The organism is Geobacillus subterraneus (genome assembly GCF_001618685.1).
GTDB classification, from domain to species: Bacteria; Bacillota; Bacilli; order Bacillales; family Anoxybacillaceae; genus Geobacillus; species Geobacillus subterraneus.
In genome coordinates this window covers 2914167-2937681 of record NZ_CP014342.1, presented here as the reverse complement: position 1 = coordinate 2937681, position 23515 = coordinate 2914167, and the positions used below count along the sequence as shown (strand labels likewise).

Here is a 23515-nt window from a genome sequence, read left to right as displayed (position 1 = left end):
GCCTTTGTCATGATGGGATCCAAATGGGGGCGTTTGTTCCAAACATACGCGGGTAAAGGTGTGGATATCAATGAAAGCCATTTGTGTATTTTGTGGATCAAGCTATGGACAGAACGGCAAGTATAAAGAAGCGGCGCGGGAGCTCGGAGCGTTTTTCGCCCGCCGCGGCATTACGCTCATTTACGGCGGCGGAAAGGCCGGGCTGATGGGGGAGGTGGCTGAGGCCGTGCTAAGCCACCAAGGGCGCGTTATCGGGATCATTCCACAGTTTTTGAAAGATCGGGAAGTGGCGCATGATCGGCTGAACGAGTTGTTGGTCGTCGATACGATGCATACGCGCAAGGCGAAAATGAACGAGGCGGCCGACGGGTTTATCGCTCTGCCCGGGGGATACGGAACGTACGAAGAATTGTTTGAAGTGCTCTCGTGGTCGCGCGTCGGCCTTCACCAAAAACCGATCGGCCTACTCAATGTCGACGGCTTTTTCGACCCGCTTCTTGACTTGCTTCGCCATACGGTGCAGCATGGATTTGCCGCTCCACAAGATCTGGAACTGATCGTGAGCGCCGAGGATGTTCCGACGCTGTATGAGCGGATGAGCCTGTTCCGTCATCATCGCGGGCAGCGATGATGACGGATCTTTTAGGCTCCAATGGCGGCCCATTTGATCTCTCATGGCCGATAGAAACGATGGCGCAGGCTGCCGGTGATTCGTCAAGCCGGTGCCTTGTTTACTTCATAGGCGGCGCAAATGCCGGATTCAATCGCTCCTTGAATCCAGCCGTGGTGGGTGGACGCATGTTCGCCGGCAAAATGGACCCTTCCTTCAGGGAGAGCGATATAAGGGGAGAGTTCTGTCACTTGATTCGGTTTCATCATCGTAAAGGCGCCGCCCGAGTACGGATTGCGCACCCAACTATGGCTTGTTCCAGTTTCAAATTCGCGGTACACTTGTTCCCCATGGAGGACGGCTAAGTTTTTGAGCGTGTATTCAAGCCGCTCCTCATCGCTTAAGCTGTCCCACGGGATCGTGTCGTCTTCCCACGTATAGCTCGCTAAGACGACGCCAGGCCCTGCCGTGCCGATGCCTTGGCTCGGATATTGGGTGTATCGAATCGGCAGATCCGACACGGTTTTACCGCCGAACATCCCTTCTTTTTCCCAAAACCTTGTTTTAAACTGGATGCCCGTTTTCGTTGAGCCGGCATAATGCAATTCGCGAATGGCCTTCCATTTGTTCTCGGAAAACGAATGGCGCGGTTCGATGTCGACAAACTGCAAAACCGAAAACGGGATGGTGACGATCACCCGATCGGCGGTGATTTGAAACGGCTGGAAAATCTTCGTATGGGTCGCATGGACGGTGACGTTGTTTGGGGTTTGGACGATTTTTTGCACTTTATGACTAAAGAGAATCTCGTCCTTCAGCTGCGGCAAAAAAGCTTTGGGAAGCTGGTCATTGCCGCCGGCGATTTCATAAAAGCGAATGTTCGGCGTAAACAAGACCATCAGTTCGCGCAACACTTCAAGAAACGACAATTCCGGGAAGCCTTCAAGCGAGAGAACGGCTTTGATCATGTCGATGGCTCCTACCGACAGCCTCGGGCCGAATGGGTTGTAGCGCAAATAGGCGTCCAGCGAATAGCGGTCGAGCCGTTCGATGACAATCGGCCAATGTCGTTCGGGATGTTGTTCAATGAATTGAATGACCGGACGAATGGCCATTTGCAACAGTTCGGAAGCGGTTTTGCCCCGTTCGTGAGGGGCGACGGGAAAGCCGAAGAGATCGGGATGCCGCTCGTATTCGCTCAGGCGCGCTTTGACGCCGCGAAAATAGAAAATGTCGCGCGGGGTGCTGTTGATAAACGGGTGGAGCGGCAAGTTGAATTTTTTGATATATTCCAATGTCAATGGATGGGTGTGCGGGATGCGCATCGCGCCCGCCTCGAGATACTGATCGTCGCGGAAGTCGGAGCGGAGCGTGTAAATTCGGCCGCCGACCCGCCCAGACGCTTCAAGAACGGTGATGCGATGGCCTGCCTGTTTCAACAATGACGCCGCGACAAGCCCAGCCATGCCGGCGCCGATAATGACGACCGTTTTCGGAGCGGATGGTTTCTTTAATCCGTTTCGAATGATCGAGATCATCGTCTCCATTGGCAGCCTCGGAGAAACATACGGATGCGCCACGTGTCCATCCTCCTTTGCCATGGGGCAGCTTCCTTGGATGGAGCTGCGGTTATTCCATCCTATTCAGCGGCAAAGGAGGATATGTGGGGTGTGGTCACAATTCGGAAAAGATATACGTCCCTCCGGCCAGCTCGAGGCGGCGCTGCAGCTTGCTGCCGACGATGCGGCACGCAAACGGCCTTGTCGACGGGGGTTCGTCTGCTTGGTAAAAGCGGAGGCTGACGCCGCCAACCGTTAGTTCGGCATAGGTCCCCGCCTCATCGCGCCCCACATTCGCTGCCGGCAAATCAAACAGCCGACGGTAGCTGTTGACGGCGCGGTCGAGATCAAGCGTATAGATGCTGATGGACGACAGGGAGGGAGATCCGATCGGATGGCGCATGAGCGGCGCCAGCTCGTTCATCCGCACGTCATCGCGCTCGTCCCACTGGATGAAAAACGGGTAGCGGCACGCGCCGTCTGCATCGTCTCGGATAAACAGCATCGACCACGTCAATAACTTGCCGTCATCGCGCTGGCGGCTGCCGGGGAACGGCCCGATCGGAGTGAATCCTTTGCTTTTGAGCTGTGCAGCCAGCTGTTGGATATCGTTCGTTCGAAAGGCAAACTGGGAGAAGCCATTCCCCTCTTGACGGTCAGCGACAAGTTGGGCAATAAGCGGATTTTGGCAGGCGTTCGCTGTCTGCTCATCGGCGATGCCGATCCATTCGATGTAGCTTAGCGGCGCGAAATAGCATAACGCGTTATACGTTCCCCATGCCTCATGGCGGCCGCCATGGGAGGTCGTAAACCCTAATTGCTCAAACGCTGCTTTCGCTTGTTCGGGGCGCTCGGTTAAATGAACGAGATGGTCAAACGCGACGTTCATGGCGGCGAACTCCTTCTGTATTGGGAATAGATGAGCGGAACAGCATTTCTTTAAGCTTGTAGATGATGCGTTCGTTATCGACGGTGCGATGGGCGATAAAATTCAAGTCCAGCTTGATGTCTTCGATTTGGGCAGCCAATTGCTCATAGCGGGAATCCATTTTCTGTTCGAGGCGGTCCACCGTTTGTTTCAATGAGGCAAATTCTTGGTGAAGATGGTGGACATCGGCGGCGAGAGCTTCTAGTTTGGCGTCTGTTTCGTCTTGGCGGTGGAGAAGAGCGGCCACGATGCCGTTCAATTCCTTTTGCCCGGCGCGAAGCGAATCTTGTTCTTGGCTCAGACGCTGTTGTTCCAAGCGGATTTCCTGCTGTTCTTTTCGGATTTCCTGCTGTTCTTTTCGGATTTCCTGCTGTTCTTTTCGGATTTCTTGCTGTTCTTTTCGGATCTCTTGTTGTTCTTTTCGGATTTCTTGCTGTTCTCTCCGAATTTCTTGTTGCTCTTTCCGAATTTCTTCTTGTTCGTGGCGAATGGCGATTTGTTCTCGCTCGAGCCGCTCTTGGCCTTCTACGAGCTTTTGCAGCGTGCCATCCATGGCGCTTAGGCGGTCGAGCACTTGGGCGAGCAAAGCGTCACTCATCGTCATGATCCCCCCTTTTTCGTCTGTTATGGCCATTATAGTACATACGTTCGGGGTTGTCAATCAAGAAAATTTGAACATCCATGGCGGACAAACTCCTTCATATTCCTTGTTTGTCAACGGTTTACTCCATATCGATGCCCAACAATCCTCCCGGTTTTTGTCAGTAGCATCTAAAATATGAGATGTTCACATGGAAGCAAATACGTTTGGCAATGAGATGAAGAGTTTTGGAAAAATATAGGGGGAATCGTTTCATCTTTATAGTGCACTTGCACTTGGTGAAACTTTTGATCTTGCAAGGCATATTTTTCGACGGTCTCATGAACCGGATCGACAATCCAGTATTCTCTGACACCAGTTTGTTCATAGTTGTGAAACATTTGCATCGCGAATATGTAGATTGATTCTCGCCCAGAACACGCGGCAACTGTTGCTTCATTCGATGAAAGTTTGGTATCATCATGGTATTGTGATAGGTCGAACTCGTTGGAGGTGAAACTATGTCGCGAATTTCCATTGACCAAGTCAAACACGTCGCCGACCTAGCGCGGTTGGCGATTACGGAGGAAGAGGCGGAGATGTTTACGAAACAGCTTGATGCCATCATTACGTTTGCCGAGCAGTTGAATGAGCTGGATACGGAAAACGTACCGCCGACATCGCACGTGCTTGATATGAGAAACGTGATGCGCGAGGATATTCCAGAACCGGGGCTGCCGCGCGAAGAAGTGTTGAAAAACGCGCCAGATCAGCAAGACGGCCAGTTCCGTGTGCCGGCCATTTTAGAGTAAGGAGGGGGATTTATGTCGCTTTTTGACCATTCCGTGTCAGAATTACATACGTTGCTGAAGAAAAAAGAAGTGTCGATTTTCGATTTAGTCGACGAATCGTACCGCCGCATCGATGAAGTGGAAGAGAAAGTGCAAGCGTTTTTAACATTAAATGAAGAACAGGCGCGGGCGAAAGCGAAAGAGTTGGATAACCAGCTCGCCAAAGGCGAAGAAACGAACCCGCTGTTCGGCTTGCCGATCGGCATTAAAGACAACATCGTCACAAAAGGGCTGCGTACGACATGCGCCAGCAAAATTTTGTACAACTTTGACCCGATTTACGACGCCACTGTCATGGAGCGGTTGAATGCCGCAGGGACGATCACGATCGGGAAGTTGAACATGGACGAGTTCGCCATGGGCTCGTCGACGGAAAACTCCGGGTTTCAGCTGACGCGCAACCCGTGGGACTTAGAGCGCGTTCCGGGCGGTTCCAGCGGCGGTTCGGCGGCGGCGGTGGCGGCCGGCGAAGTGCCGTTTGCGCTCGGCTCGGATACGGGCGGTTCGATCCGCCAGCCGGCAGCGTTTTGCGGGGTTGTTGGCTTGAAGCCGACGTACGGACGCGTCTCGCGCTTCGGGCTTGTTGCGTTTGCGTCGTCGCTGGACCAAATCGGCCCGATTACGCGCACGGTCGAAGACAACGCGTATGTATTGCAAGCGATCGCGGGCGTCGACCCGATGGATTCGACTTCAGCGAACATTCCAGTGCCGAACTATGTGGAGGCGTTAACGGGCGATATCAAAGGGTTGAAAATCGCTGTGCCGAAAGAATATTTAGGTGAAGGCGTCGATGAAGGCGTGCGCCAGTCAGTGCTTGCTGCGCTCAATGTGCTCGAGAAACTTGGAGCGGCGTGGGAAGAAGTGTCGCTGCCGCATTCAAAATACGCCTTGGCGACGTACTATTTGCTCGCTTCGTCCGAGGCATCAGCGAACTTGGCTCGCTTTGACGGCGTCCGCTACGGCTATCGGACGGACAACGCGAAAAACTTGATCGATATGTATAAACTGACGCGAAGCGAAGGGTTTGGGGCGGAGGTCAAGCGCCGCATTATGCTCGGGACGTTCGCGTTAAGCTCGGGCTATTACGATGCGTATTACAAAAAAGCGCAAAAAGTTCGGACGTTGATCAAGCGCGACTTCGAAAACGTATTTGAACGATATGACGTCATCATCGGCCCGACAACGCCGACGCCAGCGTTTCAAATCGGCGAGAAAACGAGTGATCCGCTGACGATGTACATGAACGACATTTTAACGATTCCAGTCAACCTTGCGGGTGTACCGGCGATTTCCGTGCCGTGCGGCTTTGTCGATGGCTTGCCGGTCGGCTTGCAAATTATCGGCAAGCACTTTGATGAAAGCACCGTCTACCGCGTCGCCCACGCTTTTGAACAAGCGACCGACTACCATAAGCAAAAACCGGTGTTGTAAGGGGGGGTTAGGTGATGAACTTTGAAACGGTCATCGGACTTGAGGTGCACGTCGAGCTGAAAACGAAATCGAAAATTTTCTCCAGCAGCCCGAACGCGTTCGGCGCGCCCCCGAACACGCAAACGAACGTCATTGACTTAGGGTATCCAGGCGTGCTGCCGGTGTTGAACCGACAGGCGGTCGAGTTTGCGATGAAAGCGGCGATGGCGTTAAACTGCGAAATCGCGACCGAGACGAAATTCGACCGCAAAAACTACTTTTATCCGGACAACCCGAAAGCGTACCAAATTTCGCAATACGATCAGCCGCTTGGCCGAAATGGCTGGATTGAAATTGAAGTAAACGGAAAAAAGAAAAAAATCGGCATCACCCGCATCCATCTCGAAGAAGACGCCGGCAAGCTGACGCATACGGGCGACGGCTATTCGCTCGTGGATTTTAACCGTCAAGGGACGCCGCTCATTGAGATCGTCTCCGAGCCAGACATCCGCTCGCCGGAAGAAGCGTACGCCTACTTGGAAAAATTAAAAGCGATCATCCAATATACCGGCGTTTCCGACTGCAAAATGGAAGAAGGATCGCTCCGCTGCGACGCCAACATTTCGCTCCGGCCGATCGGATCGGACCAATTTGGCACGAAAACGGAGTTGAAAAACTTAAACTCGTTCAACTTCGTCCGCATGGGGCTCGAGTACGAAGCGAAGCGGCAGGAGAAAATTTTGCTCTCGGGCGGCGTCATCCGTCAAGAAACGCGGCGCTTTGACGAAGCGACAAAAACGACCATCCTCATGCGCGTCAAAGAAGGCTCGGAAGACTATCGCTACTTCCCGGAGCCGGACTTGGTCATGCTTTATATTGACGACGAATGGAAAGAGCGCGTCCGCGCCTCGATTCCGGAGCTGCCGGACGCCCGTCGGAAGCGGTATATCGAGGAATGGGGCTTGCCGGAATACGACGCCAAAGTGCTCACCTTGACGAAAGAAATGGCCGACTTCTTTGAAGCGACCGTCGCCAACGGCGCCGACCCGAAACTGGCGTCCAACTGGCTTATGGTCGAAGTATCTGGTTACTTAAACGCCGAGCAAAAAGAGCTCCATGACATCGCCTTGACGCCGGAAAGCTTGGCTAGGATGATCAAGCTGATCCAAAACGGCACGATTTCGTCGAAAATCGCGAAAAAAGTGTTCAAAGAGCTTGTTGAAAAAGGCGGCGACCCGGAGAAAATCGTCAAAGAAAAAGGGCTCGTGCAAATTTCCGACGAGGGAGCGCTGCGCAAAATCGTGCTCGAAGTGCTCGACGCCAACCCGCAATCGGTGGAAGACTTCAAAAACGGCAAAGACCGCGCGCTTGGCTTCCTCGTCGGCCAAGTGATGAAAGCAACGAAAGGACAAGCCAACCCGCCGCTTGTCAACAAGCTGCTCATCGAAGAAATCAACAAGCGGTAACTCATCGGACAAGCCTGCGATTCGCAGGCTTGTTTCGTTCATTGATTTTTTAGACTTTTGAAAAAACTTGATTGACATCCCCTGATCGGAATGGTAGATTTTTATATAAAACTAGTTGGATATCAACACCAAGAGGAGCGGGAGAGGAAGAAACCAAACCGAGGGGGAGGAAAACGATGAGCAATGAACGCACATTCCGCCCGGAAACGCTCGCCATCCACGCCGGGCAAAAACCGGATGGGGAAACGGGCGCGCGGGCCGTGCCGATTTACCAGACGAGTTCGTATGTCTTCCGCGACAGTGAGCACGCGGCCAATTTGTTTGGATTGAAAGAGGAAGGATACATTTATACGCGCATTATGAATCCGACGAACGATGTGCTTGAAAAGCGAATCGCGGCGTTAGAAGGTGGCGTTGGGGCGCTCGCGCTCTCATCGGGGCAGGCGGCGGTGTTTTATTCGCTCATCAACATCGCCTCAGCGGGCGATGAAATCGTGTCATCTTCGTCCATTTACGGCGGCACGTACAACTTGTTCGCCCATACGCTGCGCAAGTTTGGCATTACGGTGAAGTTTGTCGATCCGTCCGATCCGGAAAACTTCGAAAAAGCTATTACTGACAAAACGAAAGCAGTGTTTGCCGAAACGATCGGCAACCCGAAAAACGATGTGCTCGACATCGAAGCGGTCGCCGCCATCGCCCATCGCCACGCCATTCCGCTCATTGTCGACAACACGGTCGCCAGCCCGTACTTGCTGCGGCCGATTGAATTCGGCGCCGATATCGTCGTCCATTCAGCGACGAAGTTTATCGGCGGCCACGGCAATTCGATCGGCGGCGTGATTGTGGACAGCGGCAAGTTTGACTGGAAAGGAAGTGGCAAGTTTCCGGAGTTCACCGAACCTGACCCAAGCTACCACGGGCTGGTGTATGTCGATGCCGTCGGCGAAGCGGCGTACATCACGAAAGCGCGCATTCAGCTGTTGCGCGACTTAGGGGCGGCGCTGTCGCCGTTTAATGCGTTTTTGCTGTTGCAAGGGTTGGAGACGCTTCACTTGCGGATGCAGCGCCATAGCGAAAACGCCCTCGCCGTTGCGAAGTTTTTGGAAGCGGAAGAGGCTGTCGAATCGGTCAGCTATCCAGGGCTTCCAAGCCATCCGTCGCATGAGCTGGCGAAAAAGTATTTGCCAAACGGGCAAGGAGCGATCGTCACCTTTGAAATCAAAGGCGGCGTCGAAGCCGGGAAAACATTGATCGACTCGGTCAAGCTGTTCTCGCACTTGGCCAACATCGGCGATTCGAAATCGCTCATCATCCACCCGGCCAGCACAACGCACGAGCAGCTGAGCCCGGACGAACAGCTGTCCGCCGGCGTCACCCCGGGCCTTGTCCGCCTGTCCGTCGGCACCGAAGCGATTGACGACATTTTGGACGACTTGCGCCAAGCCATTCGCCAAAGCCAGACGGTGGGGGTGAAATAGTTAGGAAGGAAGAAGCCACCCGGCGAGCGGGTGGCTTTCAAAGTGCGGGGGTTGTATATGGAAAGCGTTTGACGATTGTTCTTCCTCCGAATATGCGTTCCCTACTCGCATGGCTTGAGGGAGAGATTCATTAGTATTGATGCCAGCCTGTTCCGGCCGTTCCGAGATGGAAGGGCAGAGGCGCGGTGTTCGCATTTTTGCTGGGACGGCGCCAAAGGGCTGATCACAGCCCTTTGGGTGTCACTTTCTTTTCTATTTTTCGCAGCAACCAGTCGAAGGCAATCGCCAATATGGCGGCTGGGATGGCGCCGGCGAAAATCAAGTTTTTGTCGGCGATGCGCAAGCCGCGGTCGATCAAGTCGCCAAGCCCGCCGGCGCCGATAAACGTCGCCAAAGCGGCGACGCCGATCGTCAGCACCGTCGCGGTGCGCACGCCGGCCATAATGACGGGAAGCGAGAGGGGAAGCTCGACCATCCATAAAATTTGCCGCGATGTCATCCCCATCCCTCGTCCGGCATCAACGAGCGCCGGGTCGACGCCAAGAATGCCGGTGTACGTGTTGCGCAAAATCGGAAGCAAGGCATAAAGCGTCAAGGCGATGATCGCCGGCAGTTTGCCGATGCCGAAAATCGGCAGCATAAACCCAAGCAGCGCCAAGCTCGGAATCGTTTGGATGATGGCGGCGATGCCGATGATTGGCTCGGCGAGTTTGCGATACCGTGTCAACGCGACGCCGAGCGGCACAGCCACCGCGATGGCAATGCCCATGGCAATCGCGGATAACAGTACGTGCTCTTGAAAAGCGATCCAAATCTCTTCTCGTCGCTCAATAAACGTTCGCAATAATTCCATTGTATCCCTCCTTGGTGAAAAAGCAGCGGCCCCGTTCATCGTCGTCTTCCTTATTGAAAAAACGGTGACAGATGGGCCGCCGCTGTCATGGTATCCCTCTTTGGTGAAAAAGAGGCGGCGAGCCAACCGCCTCCTTGTCATCAGCGGAATTCAGCCGCCAATGGGGGCCTCGTCGTATTCTGAAGGGGAAGTTGCGTCCACACCGACCAGCTGCCAACGGGCGAATCGTTTCTGATCGCCTGCTTTTCAGACGAGCGGCTATCGAGCCAATCACACCCGATTCGCTTTTGATGTGCGGCCGTCTTCCATCCGTCCACAAGACTAGAAGATTGGTGAAAAACAGCTGGTTCCCCTGACCGATGAGTGAACATGTGAAAAATAGGACCGATGCATCAGAGTTTTTCTAGTTGAGAAATGACATTGCAAAGCCGTATCTAGGATTAAATCCCCAGCCTCCTAGAAGGTTGGTGAAAAACAGCTGGTTCCCGTGGCCGATGAGTGAACATGTGAAAAGCAGGACCGATGTTGCAAGGTTTTTTATTTGAGAAATGATATTGTGAAGCGGCATGCTCCCGTAAATCACCGGGCCTCTGGGGAGAACCGGCCCCCCTCTGCCCTTGGTTGATGTCTTTATGCGTGCTGCTGGAACGTCCACTCAGCGAGCGCGCGCATCATGCTGGAGCGCGTAATGCCGCCGACAAGGCGGTCGCCATCGAGCACCGGAATGATGCGCACGTCCGGGTCTTGGAACAAGGCGGCGACGTCTGTCACATCCGCTTCTTTTTGTAATGTCGTCACATCGTAATCGGCGATGTCGGCGACAAGCAAATGTTCCTCATTGTATCGTTGCTCGATTTGTTTGAGCGTCACGATGCCAAGAAACGATTGCTTTTTATCGACGACGACCAAACTGTCGACCTTTCGCGCCTTCATCAGCCGGAACGCTTCAGCCAAGCCGCGCCGCGGTGCGATCGTGGCGACGGCATCGGACATTAAATCTTCCGCTGTCGGCACGGCTGTCTGGCGGGTCAGCAAACGGTCTTCACCAATAAACTCGCGGACAAAGGAGTTCGCCGGCCGCCGAAGCATTTGGTCCGGCGTCGCAAACTGGACGACTTCCCCGTCTTTCATCAGCGCGATCCGATCGGAGATTTTAATCGCCTCGTCCATATCGTGGGTGACAAAGACGATCGTTTTATGAATCTCCTCTTGCAAGCGGACGATGTCATCTTGCAGCTGTTCGCGGCTGATCGGGTCGAGGGCGCTGAACGGCTCATCCATCAAAATAATATCCGGTTCCGCGGCCAACGCGCGGACAACGCCAACGCGCTGCTGTTGGCCGCCGCTGAGCTCTGACGGGTAGCGGTGCTTGAACGTCGATGGATCCAAGCCGACGAGGTCAAGCAACTCATCGACCCGCTTTTCATAGGCGCTTTTTTCCCATTTTTTCAGCTTCGGCACGAGCGCGATGTTTTCCGCGATCGTCATATGCGGAAACAACCCGATTTGCTGGATGACGTAGCCGATGTTGCGCCGCAGTTCGACCGGATCAAGCGCAGAAATGTCTTGCCCATCGATATATACGGTTCCCGACGTCGGCTCGATCAACCGGTTGATCATTCGCATCGTCGTCGTTTTTCCGCAGCCGCTCGGTCCGATGAGGGCGACAAGCTCGCCTTTACGGATTTCAAGATTGATATTTTTTAAGGCGACAAATCCATCCTCATACTGTTTTGTGACGTTTTCAAATCGAATCATCCACATTCCTCGCTTTCTAGTCGATCAGTCCTTCCGATTTCAAAAAGTCTATCGCCACTTCGCGCGGCCGTTTTCCTTCCAAATTCACTTCGCCGTTCAGTTCCATCATTTTTTCGTCCGTTAAGATGTTGGCCAATTTGTTTAATGCTTCCTCAAGTCCTGGGTTGGCGTCCAACACGTCTTGACGGATGATCGGCACGGCGTGGTACGGCGGGAAGTAATGTTTATCGTCTTTGAGCACGACGAGATCATATTTTTTGATGCGGGCATCCGTCGTGTAGGCTGTGATGACGTCAATCTCCCCGTTTTTCGCCGCTTCGTATTGCAAGTCCGGATCGATGTTGACCGTTTTTTTGAACTGGAATCCGTACGTATCGACAAGCCCGTCATAGCCGTCGCTTCGCTCAAAAAACTCGGCGTCTGACCCAAAGGTGAGGGAAGACGAATGATTCACTAAATCAGAGTACGTTTTGACCCCGAGCTTTTCGGCAAGGTCTCTTCGCATCGCCAATGCGTACGTATTGTTAAATCCGAGTGGTTTGAGCCAAGCGATGTTGTATTTTTCCTTATATAACTTCTTCGTTTCATTATAGATTTGTTCGGGCGTTTTTGCGGGATCGTACGGCTGTTTTAAAATGTTTAAATACCCTGTTCCCGTGTACTCGACGTACATGTCGACGTCTCCGTTTTCAATGGCTTGCTGCAGCATAAAGGCGCCGCCTAGACTGTCCCTCACTTCCACGTCCAAATCGGTGTTGGCCTTCACATACTCAGCCAATAAATGCGTCAAAATCACCTGCTCGGTAAATTTTTTTCCGCTAATCACAATGTGCCCTTTCGCATCACGTTTCTCGCTGCAGGCGGCCAGTCCGAACACAAGCCCGACAGCGAGCAATAACATGAACCATTTACGCAAAACGATTCCTCCTTTTTTGGATAATATCACAAGAGGGGAAAAAGCGGCCAAACGACGCAGAGGGATGAAAAAGCGTCACAATAAAGAGGATAACGCAATTTGGGTGCAGCTGGCAAATTTGGTATCAGCCGATCTATCCGCCTGTCGCCTGCTCTCGCCGTGAGAGGTGTTCTCTCCTCATCGATGCTTACAAATGCTCGGGAATGCTCTCGAATTCTCCAGAATACTCCGAATTCGAGAGGTTCGGGTTGAATAGGAGGAAAAAACCGGCTGCGGTAAGCGGCCGGATCCATCGAAACGAGTGGGTTCATGATCTGTTGAGGAATCATCTTACGCATGGACGAGGTGGTGAAGAATGCTTTCGGTTTTGAAGACGCGGGCGTTGAGGACGTGCAGTCCCGCTTCATGTTCGGCGAGAGCCGGCAGCACCTTGTCTTCGCGGATCGATGTGACGTGGGTGAGGTCGCCTTTCATTTGGTGGAGGTCGTTAGCCATCGCCTCATAGTTCGCGGTCAGCCCTTCCTGCCCATGGCGAAGCGCTTCGGCAACCGCCTTCGTTTCCGCCGTGCGCTTGTAAAGCAAATCGATGCGCTGTTCGGGCGTGGTCGTCCGCTCCTTCAATTGGGCGAATTGCTGCTCAAGAGCGCTCGCCCGTTCATTCAACTGGGCGACTTGTGTCTCAAGAGCGGTCGTTCGTTCATTGAGCTGGGCGACTTGCGTCTCAAGAGCGCTCGTCCGCTCATTGAGTTGGGCGACTTGCGTCTCGAGGGCGCTTGTTCGTTCATTGAGCTGGGCGACTTGTCCCTCTAAAGCGCCGACTCGCCGTTTGAGCGACTCGGCTGCCGTGCGCGTTGCTTTCACCTCATGCAAAATTTTTCGCAACAGCGCCTCCATGTCGATTCACCTCCTTTTGGTCTCTATTTTACAAAAAAAGCGCATGGATGGCGGGAAAAATTCGGAAAATAGCTTTCACTAGCAAAAGAAAGAACCACACCTTACAATAATGAGTAGAAAAAGGAGAGGCGAAGGTGGACGAGGATGGATGCTTCTTGGTTGAAGCCAATTGTCGAAACAAAGTATTTGTCGGCGGAAAATGCGCACCGTTACCGCGCGATTTTGCGGTATTTCTACATTCAGCACGAACGGATGCGGCAATATTTGTTCCCTGAAGAAGTGTATGCGTTTTTGAAACAGCATAACGAATTTGCCGATTATACTGAGGATGATTTGCAGCAAGACCTCGATCAGCTTGTCAAATGGAACAATTTGATCGCCCGTCAAGAGACTTCTCATGTACGGACGATCGAGGAGTTTAAGAAAAAACGCTTTCGCTATCAATGCAGCCCGTACACAGTGGAAATAGAGCGAATGATTCGCACGCTCGAACAGTTGGGCGACTCGTTCGGCGGTTCGCTCGAGAAAACGCGGTTTGACCGTCTGTACGCATCCCTTTCCCGCATGGAAACGATCATTTCTGCCAATTTCCAAGAAAAACCAGATGAAATACACCAAGTGTGGGAGGAGACGTTTGATTATTTCAAAAAAATCATTCACCATTCGGCCGATTATATCGCCTATTTGCATAGCGAAAATTTGGAAGAACGGATGACGGCGGAATCGTTTCTCGTTTACAAGGAACAATTTACCGCCTATTTGCGTGATTTTATCGTCGCTTTACAGAAGACGTCGATGCAAATTGAGCGGCTGTTGGAAGACCTTCCAGACGAAGGGGTGAACCGGTTCATTGAGTACGTAGTCGATTATGAGCGGTCGATTCCACGCTTTGTCGACAGCGCTCCGTCGCGCGCCGAATGCATCGAAGAAAAGCGCGAGACGTGGCGCAGTTTGCGCGAATGGTTTTTAGGTCGGGACGGCCACGAAAGCGAGCTGGCGTTTTTGCAGCATCAGACGAACGAAGCGATTCGTCGCTTGACGCGCATCGTGCAGCGGCTTGGTGAGCGGCATCATCACTTTCGCAGCCGCAAAGGCGATTATTTGCACTTGGCGAGCTGGTTTTCGAAGCTGTCCTCGATCGAAGAGGCGCACTGTTTGTCGGCGGTCGTGTTCGGCTGCTTCCATACGAAACATCTGATCGCAGACAATGAGGCGACAGATGATATGTATCGCGATGTTTGGGAAGAGGCGCCGATGGAATGGGTGACGAAACCGCGCGTGCGCCATTATGGAGAAAAGAAGAAACCGCAGGCGATCGAGGAGAAAAAGCGGGAAAAAGAAGAAGCGCGCCGCCGCTATTTGGAGGAGAAGGCACGCGAGGAAGCCGAACTGAAACAGCTGGTGAAAGACGGAAAAATCGTGCTGGCCGAACTCGGCGAAGTGACCCCGTACGTACGGAAGACGTTGCTCGCCTGGATCGCCAAAGCGATGGGGAAAGAACAGCCAACCGTGAAAACGGAGAACGGCTGGAACATCCGCATTGTTCGTCGGGACGACACGATTTGCCTTCATGCTGAAGACGGAACGCTTGTGATGCCCAACTACGAAATCGAAGTGATGGCGGAAGGAGGAAGTGAAGATGGAGACGGCGTTTGATGACAAAGCAAAAGAAGCGTTGGCGGCGCTATTTGAACAATTTTGGATCGTCCGCGACGCCGACCCGGAACGGTATCAGCTTGTCCGCGAACGCGAACACGTGCTCAAAAGATACGTCGAGGAGAAGTTCGGCTACCGTTTGATCGTGCACCGGCATTTCGCGAAGCTCGAAAAAATTCCGGCTGAGCCGGAGCCGTGGATGGGGATTCCGTCGTTTCAAGAGCCGCTCGACTATGCGCTGTTTTGCTGCTTGATGGCGTATGTTGAAAGCAAGGCGGTTGAGGAAAAATTTTTGCTTTCCGATGTATGCGAGGAAATCCGCGCTATGTATCCGGGCGATGTGCCGGTCGATTGGACGAACTATTCGCAGCGGCGCGCGCTCATTCGTGTGCTGAAAACAGCGGAACAAATCGGACTGATCCGCCGGATGGATGGAGAGATCGAAGCGTTCGCGCAACATGCGGACGAAGAAGCGCTTTATGAAGTGCCGGTGTTGGCGCGCTACTTTATGCGCACATATCCGAAAGACTTGCTGCAATATACGTCGATTGATGAACTGTTGGCGGAAGAATGGAAAGCAGCGCCGCAAGATTACCGGCGCCATCGTCTGTACCGGAAGCTGTTTTTATCACCGGCTGTACACCGAACAGAAGGCGACGAGCAAGATTTTTATTACTTGCGCAACTTCCGGCATCGGCTGCGTGAGGATATTGAGTCCCATACGCCGTTTCGATATGAGCTGTACAAAAACGTCGCCATGTTGACGATTCCGGAACGGCAGGCGCCGTATACGCTCTTTCCCGATCTAAAAGGGACGTCTGACATCATCCTTCATTTTGCCGCCGTCGTCCGCGAGCGGTTGGCGTCCTTTCCGCCGGACGAGTACGGGCGCCTTTGGCTGACGCCGGCGCAGTTTTCTGAATCGCTCGCCGATACGAAGCGTCGCTACGAAGCTGGATGGGGGAAGACGCATCGCGAAGCATCGCTTGCGGAGTTAGCCCGCGAGGTGTTGGCGGAGCTGAAAGCATGGCGAATGGCAGACACGGATCCCGAGACGGGCATGGTCGTCCTCTACCCGCTCCTTGGGCGGCTGTGCGGGCGATACCCGGACGATTTTCAAGCGAAAGAGAGGGAACTATGATGGCGGATCGGTGGATGTTGCATCGCGCGGGATTGATCAATTTCTGGTATTATGATGAACAATATTTTCATTTTGCTGACGGAAAGTTGTTTTTGCGCGGAAGCAATGGAGCGGGCAAATCGGTGACGATGCAAAGCTTGATCCCGGTGCTGCTTGACGGGAAAAAGACGCCCGACCGGCTCGATCCGTTCGGTTCGCGGGCGCGGCGAATGGAAGATTACTTGCTCGGGGAAAAAGATGTCGTCAACCGCGATGAGCGGACCGGCTATTTGTTTCTCGAATATAAGCGGACCGAAACCGATCAATATCTCACGACCGGCATCGGCTTGCGAGCGAAACGGCAAAAAAATCTCGACTTTTGGGGCTTTGTCATTTTGGACAACCGCCGCATCGGCCATGATGTTGACTTGTACAAAAAAGAAAAAACGGGCGAGAAAATTCCTTTGACAAAGCGCGAGCTCGCCGATGCGCTCGGCGCCGGGGGAACGGTGGTCGAGACGCAAAAAGAATATATGGAGCTCGTCAATAAGCATGTGTTTCGCTTCGAATCGCTCGAGGCGTTTCAAGAGTTGATCGAGCTGTTGATTCAATTGCGAAGCCCGAAATTATCGAAAGATTTCAAGCCGACGGTGATTTACGAAATTTTGGAAAGCGCATTGCCGCCGTTAACCGATGAGGAATTGCGCCATTTGTCCGAGACGATTGAAAATATGGACCAAGCAAAGCAGCAGCTGGAGCAGCTCGAGCGCGATGCGCGGGCGCTCAAGCGGCTTTGCGACCATTACCGTCATTACAATGAATATATGATTGCCGAAAAAGCCGTGGAATACGAGAAAGCGGTCCAACGAGCCGAACAGCTCGCCGCTGAGCAGCGAGCAAGGTCAGAAGAGGAGAACAAAGCGCGGCAGCGGCTCGATGAGCTGGATGAGGAGATCACCCGCCTCGGCCGGGAAGAAGACGTGTTGCGTGAACGGGAAGTGGAGCTTGCGGGCCATGAAGTCTTTCAACAAGCCGAAAAGCACGAAGAGTTAAAGGAACAGCAGCGCGACCTAGCGAGGCGGCGGGAGCGGCAAGAGCAGGTAATCGAAGAGAAGGAGCGGCTTGAACGGCAGCGCCGCCATCAAATCGATGAGGCGGAAGCGCGCCTCGATGAGCTGGAACGGAAGGTAGAAGAAACGCTGGCGCAGTTGCGCGCCGACGCGGACGAAGGGGCGTTTGCCGGCCATGAAGTGAATGAAGACGATTTTTTCCGTCATCATCACCAACAGCGTGAGTTTCCGTTTACGGTTTGGAAGCAGGAAGCGGACCGCCATGCGGAACGACTCGAAGCGCTCGCCGACCTTTGGCGGCGTCATGAAGGCCTGCAAGCGCGCTATGAAGAAGCAAGCAAAGAAGCGGGCGAACTGCAGCGGGAAGTTGACGAATGGCGGCATCAATACCGGAAATGGGACGAACTGCTTGACCAAGAAAAAGAGCGGTGGGAACAAGCGGTGCTCGTTTGGCTGGAGCGCGGCGGCGTCACGGTGGACGAAGCGCGCATTCAGACGTTTTTGCGACAGACGGACGGCTTGTATGATCAATATTCCATCGATGACCTCAAGCAGCCGTTCACGGCGGCGTATTATGATGCCGTCGGGAAGAAAAACGATGAAAAATGGCGGCTTGAACACGAAATGCGCTTGCTTGGCGACCAGCTCGCCGAGCGCGACCAGGAGCTTCGCCATTGGCAGATGGAACAAGACCCAGAACCGGAACGCGATCCACAGACGGACGCCATGCGCGCAGAGTTGGAGCAACAAGGAGTTGTTTCCGTTCCGCTGTATGCGGCAGTCGAATTTTTCGACCATGTGCCCGAGCCTGTCCGCGAGCGGATCGAATCGGCGCTCGCCCATGCCGGACTGCTCGACGCGCTGATCATTGACCGCGATATGGCGGTGACGTATGACCGGGTGCTCGTCCCGAACCCGGTGCATATGGCGCATACGTTGGCCGATTATCTCCAGCCAGATGCAGATGTGCCTGTCGCTGCGGAGCGAATTGATGCCGTGCTTCGCAGTATCGTCATTGCCGATGAGGCGCAAGACAGTGGCATGACGCTTAATGAAGCCGGACGCTATGCGCTTGGTCTCGTGCTCGGTCATGCGCCCGCCCGCGAGCGCGCCATGTTCATCGGCCGCGCGGCAAGGCGGCGGTGGCGGATGGAGAAGATCGCTTCATTGGAAGAGGAGATCGCTTCCTTGCGGCAAGCGCTTGACCGCCTGCAGGCGGAACACAAAGCGGTGGAAGCTCATATAGCCGCATTGGCGGAGTGGTTTGCCGCCTTTCCATCGGACCGCGATGTGCGCGCGGCGTTTGAGGAACGGGAGGAAGCGCGCCGCCGCGCGGAAAGCAAAGAGCGCGACTGGCAGCGGCAACAAGAAAAAGTATCCCGTCTCGCTCGCGAGTGGCAGCACCTCAAGCAAACGTTGCGCGAGCAATCGGCAGGGCTTGACGTGGCGTTTTCCGTGGAAGGATGCGATCGAGCCCGCTTGGCGATGAAATCGTATCTCCGCTTTTTGCATGAACTGGAAGTGCATGTTCGAGAAGCGCTCTATGTCGCGGCGATGATCACCCAGCAGCGCGAGCAGCTGCAGGAGCTTCGCGACGACATCGATGAGGCCAAAGGGGAGCGGAATCGCCTGCTCGATGAAGACGAACGTCTGGCGCTCCGCATGGCCGAGATCGAACGAACGCTCCAACAAATGGGGGCGGATGACATTCGCGCGGAAATCGCCCGCGTGCGGGAGCGGCTTAACACCCTGCGCGAGGCAGTTCCGCGTCTAGTCAACGAGCGGGCGCGGACCGAGCAGCGCCTTGCGCGTCTTGCCGAAGAACGGGAACAAGGAGAGAAACGGGAAACGTTCGCTCGCGAGCTGGCCGCCGCATGGGAGCAGGCCTTTGCCCGTGAAGCGGCGCTCAAGTTGGTGGAGCTGGACCGTTCGCGCCCGCTTCGCGAGCAGGCGAGCGAAGCGAAACAGCGGTATGGGGGAACATTGAAAGACAGCCGCTCTTCGCTGCTGGCTCGGCTGAACACAATCTTTTTCCAAGAATCATCCAATTTGACCGAATACCGGGCGACGTTCGAATCGCTGCCGTTCGAGGAGAAAGAATGGAGCACCGCGGCGCCGGACGACGAAATGGCGATGAAAGCAGTTGATTGGCGGGAAAAACAAGAGCGAAACGTCATTTTCCTTGACTACAAAGGGCAGCGTGCCACGCCGTCTGTCGTCTTGGCGGAAGTTGAGCGGGAAATCGCGTTGCAGCACGAGTATATGAAAGAACAAGACCGGGAACTGTACGAGGAAGTCATTTTAAAGTCGGTCGGCCGCATTTTGCGCAGCCGCATCCAACGCGCGGAGCGATGGGTGAACGACATGAACAAGCGGATGAGCGAAATCGATACGTCATCGAGCCTCGTTCTATCCATTCAATGGAAGCCGAAAACGGCGGAGACGGAAGACGAGCTCGATACGAAAGAGCTGGTGGGGTTGCTGCGGATGGATTCACGGCTACTCAAGGAGGAAGATTTGCAGCGGGTGACGAACCATTTCCGCTCGAAAATCGCCCGCGCCCGCGAACTGCTTGAGGAACGCGGCCAAGGCAATACGCTTCATCAAATTATAAAAGAAGTGCTCGACTATCGGAAATGGTTTTCGTTTACCCTCTACTATGAAAAAGAACACGAACCGAAGCGCGAACTGACAAATCAGCGCTTTTATCGGTTCAGCGGCGGGGAAAAAGCGTTGGCGATGTACATTCCGCTGTTTGCGGCGGCGTATTCACGCTATCAAGAAGCAGGCGATGATGCGCCGTACATCATCTCGCTTGATGAAGCGTTCGCCGGCGTCGATGAAAACAACATCCGCATGATGTTCGGCCTTGTTGAACAGCTCGGCTTTAATTACATCATGAACTCGCAGGCGCTTTGGGGTGACTACGACACCGTGCCGGCCCTGTCGATTTGCGAGCTCGTCCGTCCGCGCAATGCACCGTTTGTCACCGTCATCCAGTATTATTGGAACGGGCGCATCAAACAGTTAGTAGCGAATGAGGAAGAATGGGAGTTGATCGAGACATGAACCGGGCCGAAGAGGCCGCTGCCTTTTTCCGTTCCGAGCCGGGCTTTCGCCGCTTGTTTGTCGAAATGAAGCGGAAATACGAGTCGCTCGGCCGTGTTGGCGGCGTCGTCTCCTTGGCATCGTTCAGCGAGAACGAGCGCGAAGTCATCGCCGCCTTTTTCGGCCGAGACGTTTCCCGCGTTTCCCTGCCCGCCTTTGAACAGCAACTCGAACGAACACGGTTTGCCTGCGTTGGTCTCATCGAGCTGCTCGAGCGCTATTTCGGCGAGCCGCTCGTGCCGAAAAAAGAACAGCGCCAGGCAGTCGAAAAGGAGCGGGAGCGGTTTTTTGGGCACCTCGCCCACGAGCACCCTTGGCTTGAAGACATTTGTGGCCAACGGTTCATCCAAGCGGCGTATGAGGCAAACCGCGAAGAGTTGGCGGCGGCGATCCGTCTTGCCGGCGCCGCCCTTCGCCGCTTGCCGCTTGGCTCGTATGAGCGGCTCCCATTGTTTGCCCAGCGCATCGCCGGCGATCCACACGCCTTTGACCTGTCAACGCTCCCCGGCAAGGTGTTGCTGTCGGCCTTGCAAGCGACCGTGCCAGGTGAGTGGGATGTGACCTCTGTAGAGAGCGTCAATGAATTGCTGCAGTCCGTTGGCCTGCTCCGCGAGGATATTTTGAACTTTGCCACCTGCGCCAACTTGTTGGCCGAAACGAAGAAAGGCCCTCACCCAGTCTTCACTGCTGCCGTCGAAGCCAACAGCGCATTGAATGCACCGCTAAGGGACGTGTTGTCGCTCATTCGCGCCTATCCAGCCAACGGCGGCATCGTATACGTCGTCGAAAACGCGGGCGTTTTCTCGACCTTGCTTGACACCCACGCCCCGCTTGTCTGCACGAACGGGCAAATGAATTTAGCGACGATGCGGCTCCTTGATTTGCTCGCAGCTTCAGGCGCCAAGTTGCATTACTCCGGCGACTTTGACCCGGAAGGTTTGAAAATGGCCGACCGTTTTCTCGAGCGATACAGCTCGGCGGCTGTTCTCTGGCGCTACAGCGTCGATGACTACTTCGCCGCCACCCCATCGGTTCACTTGCCTGCGGAGCGGCTCGCCAAACTCGCCTCCGTAGCGTCAGCGCCGCTGCAGCCAGTGAAAGAAGCGATGGCGAAAACGGAAAAAGCGGGATACCAAGAGGCGATCATCGGCCGACTGCTTCGAGACATAAAAAGTTAGCACTCGCCCTTGTTCATGCAAGTGTTGGGATTCCAATGTTTGTATTCGTCTTGCCTGCGATGGATGGGCAGGCGGCGCCCCGGTTTTATTCACCGCATGACGAGCGCTTGCCCTCGCTTAGGCAAACAGCAATCGGCAAACAAGGCACGCCAAACGCTAGGAAGCAGTCTTCGTTTGTCGTCGACCTCCAATGACGCAAAAACCCCAGGGGGTCGACGACATTGGTTTTGATCGCCTGATCCCTACAGCCATCAAGGGTAGACTTGATTGACAGAATCTTCGAAACGTGTTATGCTGAAGTTGCCGTTGCAGGAGAAAGCTTGTTATGGCAGCGCTTTTTGGGGTTTTTATCGTACCTATGAGGGATTGAAACCCGTATCCATTCGTTCTTTCACACACCGAGGAAACAGGCGTTTTTATCGTACCTATGAGGGATTGAAACTCCGGTGCCCAATGCGGTTTAGCAGGGTAGCTGTCCGTTTTTATCGTACCTATGAGGGATTGAAACAGTGTTGTCATAACCCCGCTACCGCAACAAGAACAAGGTTTTTATCGTACCTATGAGGGATTGAAACTTAGCGACAATTTGAATGTGTCGAGCAATTTCTTGATCAGTTTTTATCGTACCTATGAGGGATTGAAACTTAGATGTCGTGGAACATTTCCTGTTCGCGTTCACGTTTTTATCGTACCTATGAGGGATTGAAACACAGCTTGAAGATCGATAAAACAAAGTGGTATCGCAGTTTTTATCGTACCTATGAGGGATTGAAACTTCTTGCAGGTACGATTTCAACCGCTCTACTTTGGACTCAGTTTTTATCGTACCTATGAGGGATTGAAACTTAGCGACAATTTGAATGTGTCGAGCAATTTCTTGATCAGTTTTTATCGTACCTATGAGGGATTGAAACTTAGATGTCGTGGAACATTTCCTGTTCGCGTTCACGTTTTTATCGTACCTATGAGGGATTGAAACTACAATGGAAAAACACGTCAAAAGTATCATGATAGTATCATGTTTTTATCGTACCTATGAGGGATTGAAACACGCTAGATGAACAAAAAAATGATTTTGACCTTATGTTTTTATCGTACCTATGAGGGATTGAAACCGGTTCAATAACGAAGGAGGACGATATTTATGAGCATGAGTTTTTATCGTACCTATGAGGGATTGAAACCCTTTTGACTAATCCGAATACTACGCAGATCGGCGTTTTTATCGTACCTATGAGGGATTGAAACCCTCACGCGGGTCCATTCCGTCTCTCAATGTGAACACGAGTTTTTATCGTACCTATGAGGGATTGAAACCGAGTTTACAAGGACAGACCGAGCCACTACCCGATAGTTTTTATCGTACCTATGAGGGATTGAAACTTTTTGTTCTACATTTTTTAAAACGGGAGGTCATCAGTTTTTATCGTACCTATGAGGGATTGAAACATTCCAGGTCTCATCCGTCACCTTTCAGAACAGAGGTTTTTATCGTACCTATGAGGGATTGAAACATTCCAGGTCTCATCCGTCACCTTTCAGAACAGAGGTTTTTATCGTACCTATGAGGGATTGAAACTTTAGCCACCAAAACACGCTCTACTTTTTTATCGCGTTTTTATCGTACCTATGAGGGATTGAAACACCTTGACACGTTCAGCAGTGTTCTCCCGTTCCCAGTTTTTATCGTACCTATGAGGGATTGAAATGCTTCTGAGCTGTCCTACGAGCGTCACTATATGTTTTCCGTTTTTATCGTACCTATGAGGGATTGAAATAAATAACCCGTCCGCCGGGTTGCAAACGGGTGGATAGGTTTTTATCGTACCTATGAGGGATTGAAATTTCGCGTTTCCTTTCGCTCCGGCAAACTTCTTCACAAGTTTTTATCGTACCTATGAGGGATTGAAATGAAACAAAATTAAGTGCTATCGATGAGCAATATCAGTTTTTATCGTACCTATGAGGGATTGAAATGCGTGGTTTTCTAGCGAGGGCAATCGGCTAACCCGCCGTTTTTATCGTACCTATGAGGGATTGAAATTCATTTCGCAGCCGCTTGGCGTCGTCCTGTCGC

General features: G+C 53.3%; 17 protein-coding genes, 1 pseudogene and 1 CRISPR repeat array (1 of these 19 running past the window's edge). Of the genes and pseudogenes, 10 read left to right on the top strand and 8 right to left on the bottom strand.

Annotation, left to right across the window (positions count from 1 at the left end):
• Positions 1–70: 70 nt before the first annotated feature.
• The gene (locus GS3922_RS14220) at positions 71–631 is read left to right on the top strand and encodes an LOG family protein (protein ID WP_063166879.1); all 561 of its coding nucleotides are present in this window, start codon (positions 71–73) and stop codon (positions 629–631) included.
• 83 nt (positions 632–714) lie between these two features.
• Here the strand turns inward: GS3922_RS14220 and GS3922_RS14215 are convergent, their stop codons facing one another.
• The 4 genes from GS3922_RS14215 to GS3922_RS17430 all read right to left on the bottom strand — a co-directional run bounded on the left by GS3922_RS14215 (position 715) and on the right by GS3922_RS17430 (position 4078).
• Positions 715–2190, bottom strand: coding sequence for a flavin monoamine oxidase family protein (locus GS3922_RS14215; protein ID WP_082816578.1), 1476 nt, complete (start codon positions 2188–2190; stop codon positions 715–717).
• A gap of 94 nt (positions 2191–2284) precedes the next feature.
• Positions 2285–3058 carry a VOC family protein gene (locus tag GS3922_RS14210; RefSeq protein ID WP_063166878.1) on the bottom strand — a complete coding sequence of 258 codons (774 nt, stop codon included), beginning with the start codon at positions 3056–3058 and terminating at the stop codon, positions 2285–2287.
• A complete protein-coding gene (locus GS3922_RS14205; protein ID WP_063166877.1) occupies positions 3042–3701 on the bottom strand; it encodes a hypothetical protein in 660 nt (219 codons plus the stop codon). The genes GS3922_RS14210 and GS3922_RS14205 overlap by 17 nt, the downstream gene beginning before the upstream one ends.
• Before the next feature lie 167 nt (positions 3702–3868).
• Positions 3869–4078, bottom strand: coding sequence for a Uma2 family endonuclease (locus tag GS3922_RS17430; RefSeq protein WP_225995675.1), 210 nt, complete (start codon positions 4076–4078; stop codon positions 3869–3871).
• Positions 4079–4198: 120 nt separating this feature from the next.
• On the opposite strand from GS3922_RS17430, the gene gatC reads away from it, so the two are divergent.
• From gatC to GS3922_RS14185, 4 genes are all read left to right on the top strand, one after another.
• Complete coding sequence (gene gatC, locus GS3922_RS14200) at positions 4199–4489, top strand: Asp-tRNA(Asn)/Glu-tRNA(Gln) amidotransferase subunit GatC (protein WP_020958508.1); 291 nt, start codon at positions 4199–4201, stop codon at positions 4487–4489.
• 12 nt (positions 4490–4501) lie between these two features.
• Positions 4502–5959: an Asp-tRNA(Asn)/Glu-tRNA(Gln) amidotransferase subunit GatA gene (gene gatA, locus GS3922_RS14195; RefSeq protein WP_063166876.1), complete on the top strand. Its 1458-nt coding sequence runs from the start codon at positions 4502–4504 to the stop codon at positions 5957–5959.
• Between the two features lie 14 nt (positions 5960–5973).
• Positions 5974–7404 (top strand): Asp-tRNA(Asn)/Glu-tRNA(Gln) amidotransferase subunit GatB, encoded by a 1431-nt coding sequence (gene gatB / locus GS3922_RS14190; protein ID WP_063166875.1) that lies wholly within the window; start codon positions 5974–5976, stop codon positions 7402–7404.
• Between the two features lie 176 nt (positions 7405–7580).
• Positions 7581–8885, top strand: coding sequence for a homocysteine synthase (locus GS3922_RS14185; RefSeq protein WP_063166874.1), 1305 nt, complete (start codon positions 7581–7583; stop codon positions 8883–8885).
• 223 nt (positions 8886–9108) lie between these two features.
• Here the strand turns inward: GS3922_RS14185 and GS3922_RS14180 are convergent, their stop codons facing one another.
• The 4 genes from GS3922_RS14180 to GS3922_RS14165 all read right to left on the bottom strand — a co-directional run bounded on the left by GS3922_RS14180 (position 9109) and on the right by GS3922_RS14165 (position 13306).
• Entirely contained in the window at positions 9109–9738 is a 630-nt protein-coding gene (locus GS3922_RS14180) for an ABC transporter permease (protein ID WP_063166873.1), read from the bottom strand.
• A gap of 630 nt (positions 9739–10368) precedes the next feature.
• Positions 10369–11496, bottom strand: a complete 1128-nt coding sequence (locus GS3922_RS14175) for an ABC transporter ATP-binding protein (RefSeq protein WP_063167421.1) — start codon at positions 11494–11496, stop codon at positions 10369–10371.
• Between the two features lie 16 nt (positions 11497–11512).
• Positions 11513–12397: a glycine betaine ABC transporter substrate-binding protein gene (locus tag GS3922_RS14170; RefSeq protein WP_082816610.1), complete on the bottom strand. Its 885-nt coding sequence runs from the start codon at positions 12395–12397 to the stop codon at positions 11513–11515.
• Positions 12398–12742: 345 nt separating this feature from the next.
• Positions 12743–13306 (bottom strand): hypothetical protein, encoded by a 564-nt coding sequence (locus tag GS3922_RS14165; protein ID WP_063166871.1) that lies wholly within the window; start codon positions 13304–13306, stop codon positions 12743–12745.
• Between the two features lie 144 nt (positions 13307–13450).
• Here GS3922_RS14165 and GS3922_RS14160 point away from each other — a divergent pair, with 144 nt between their 5' ends.
• The 5 genes and pseudogenes from GS3922_RS14160 (at position 13451) to GS3922_RS17700 (ending at position 21632) form a co-directional block, all read left to right on the top strand.
• Positions 13451–14962: a TIGR02677 family protein gene (locus tag GS3922_RS14160; RefSeq protein WP_063166870.1), complete on the top strand. Its 1512-nt coding sequence runs from the start codon at positions 13451–13453 to the stop codon at positions 14960–14962.
• A pseudogene (locus GS3922_RS14155) lies at positions 14946–16158 on the top strand (TIGR02678 family protein). The gene GS3922_RS14160 and the pseudogene GS3922_RS14155 overlap by 17 nt, the downstream one beginning before the upstream one ends.
• Positions 16103–20221, top strand: a complete 4119-nt coding sequence (locus GS3922_RS14150) for a TIGR02680 family protein (protein ID WP_063167420.1) — start codon at positions 16103–16105, stop codon at positions 20219–20221. Before GS3922_RS14155 ends, GS3922_RS14150 begins: the two are co-directional and overlap by 56 nt.
• Complete coding sequence (locus tag GS3922_RS14145) at positions 20218–21438, top strand: TIGR02679 family protein (RefSeq protein WP_063166868.1); 1221 nt, start codon at positions 20218–20220, stop codon at positions 21436–21438. The genes GS3922_RS14150 and GS3922_RS14145 overlap by 4 nt, the downstream gene beginning before the upstream one ends.
• 35 nt (positions 21439–21473) lie before the next feature.
• On the top strand, positions 21474–21632 hold the full coding sequence (locus tag GS3922_RS17700; protein WP_156485827.1) for a hypothetical protein: 159 nt from the start codon (positions 21474–21476) through the stop codon (positions 21630–21632).
• A 149-nt stretch (positions 21633–21781) separates the two neighbouring features.
• Positions 21782–23515: direct repeats of the CRISPR family, unit length 30 nt; unit sequence GTTTTTATCGTACCTATGAGGGATTGAAAC; it runs 170 nt beyond the window's last position.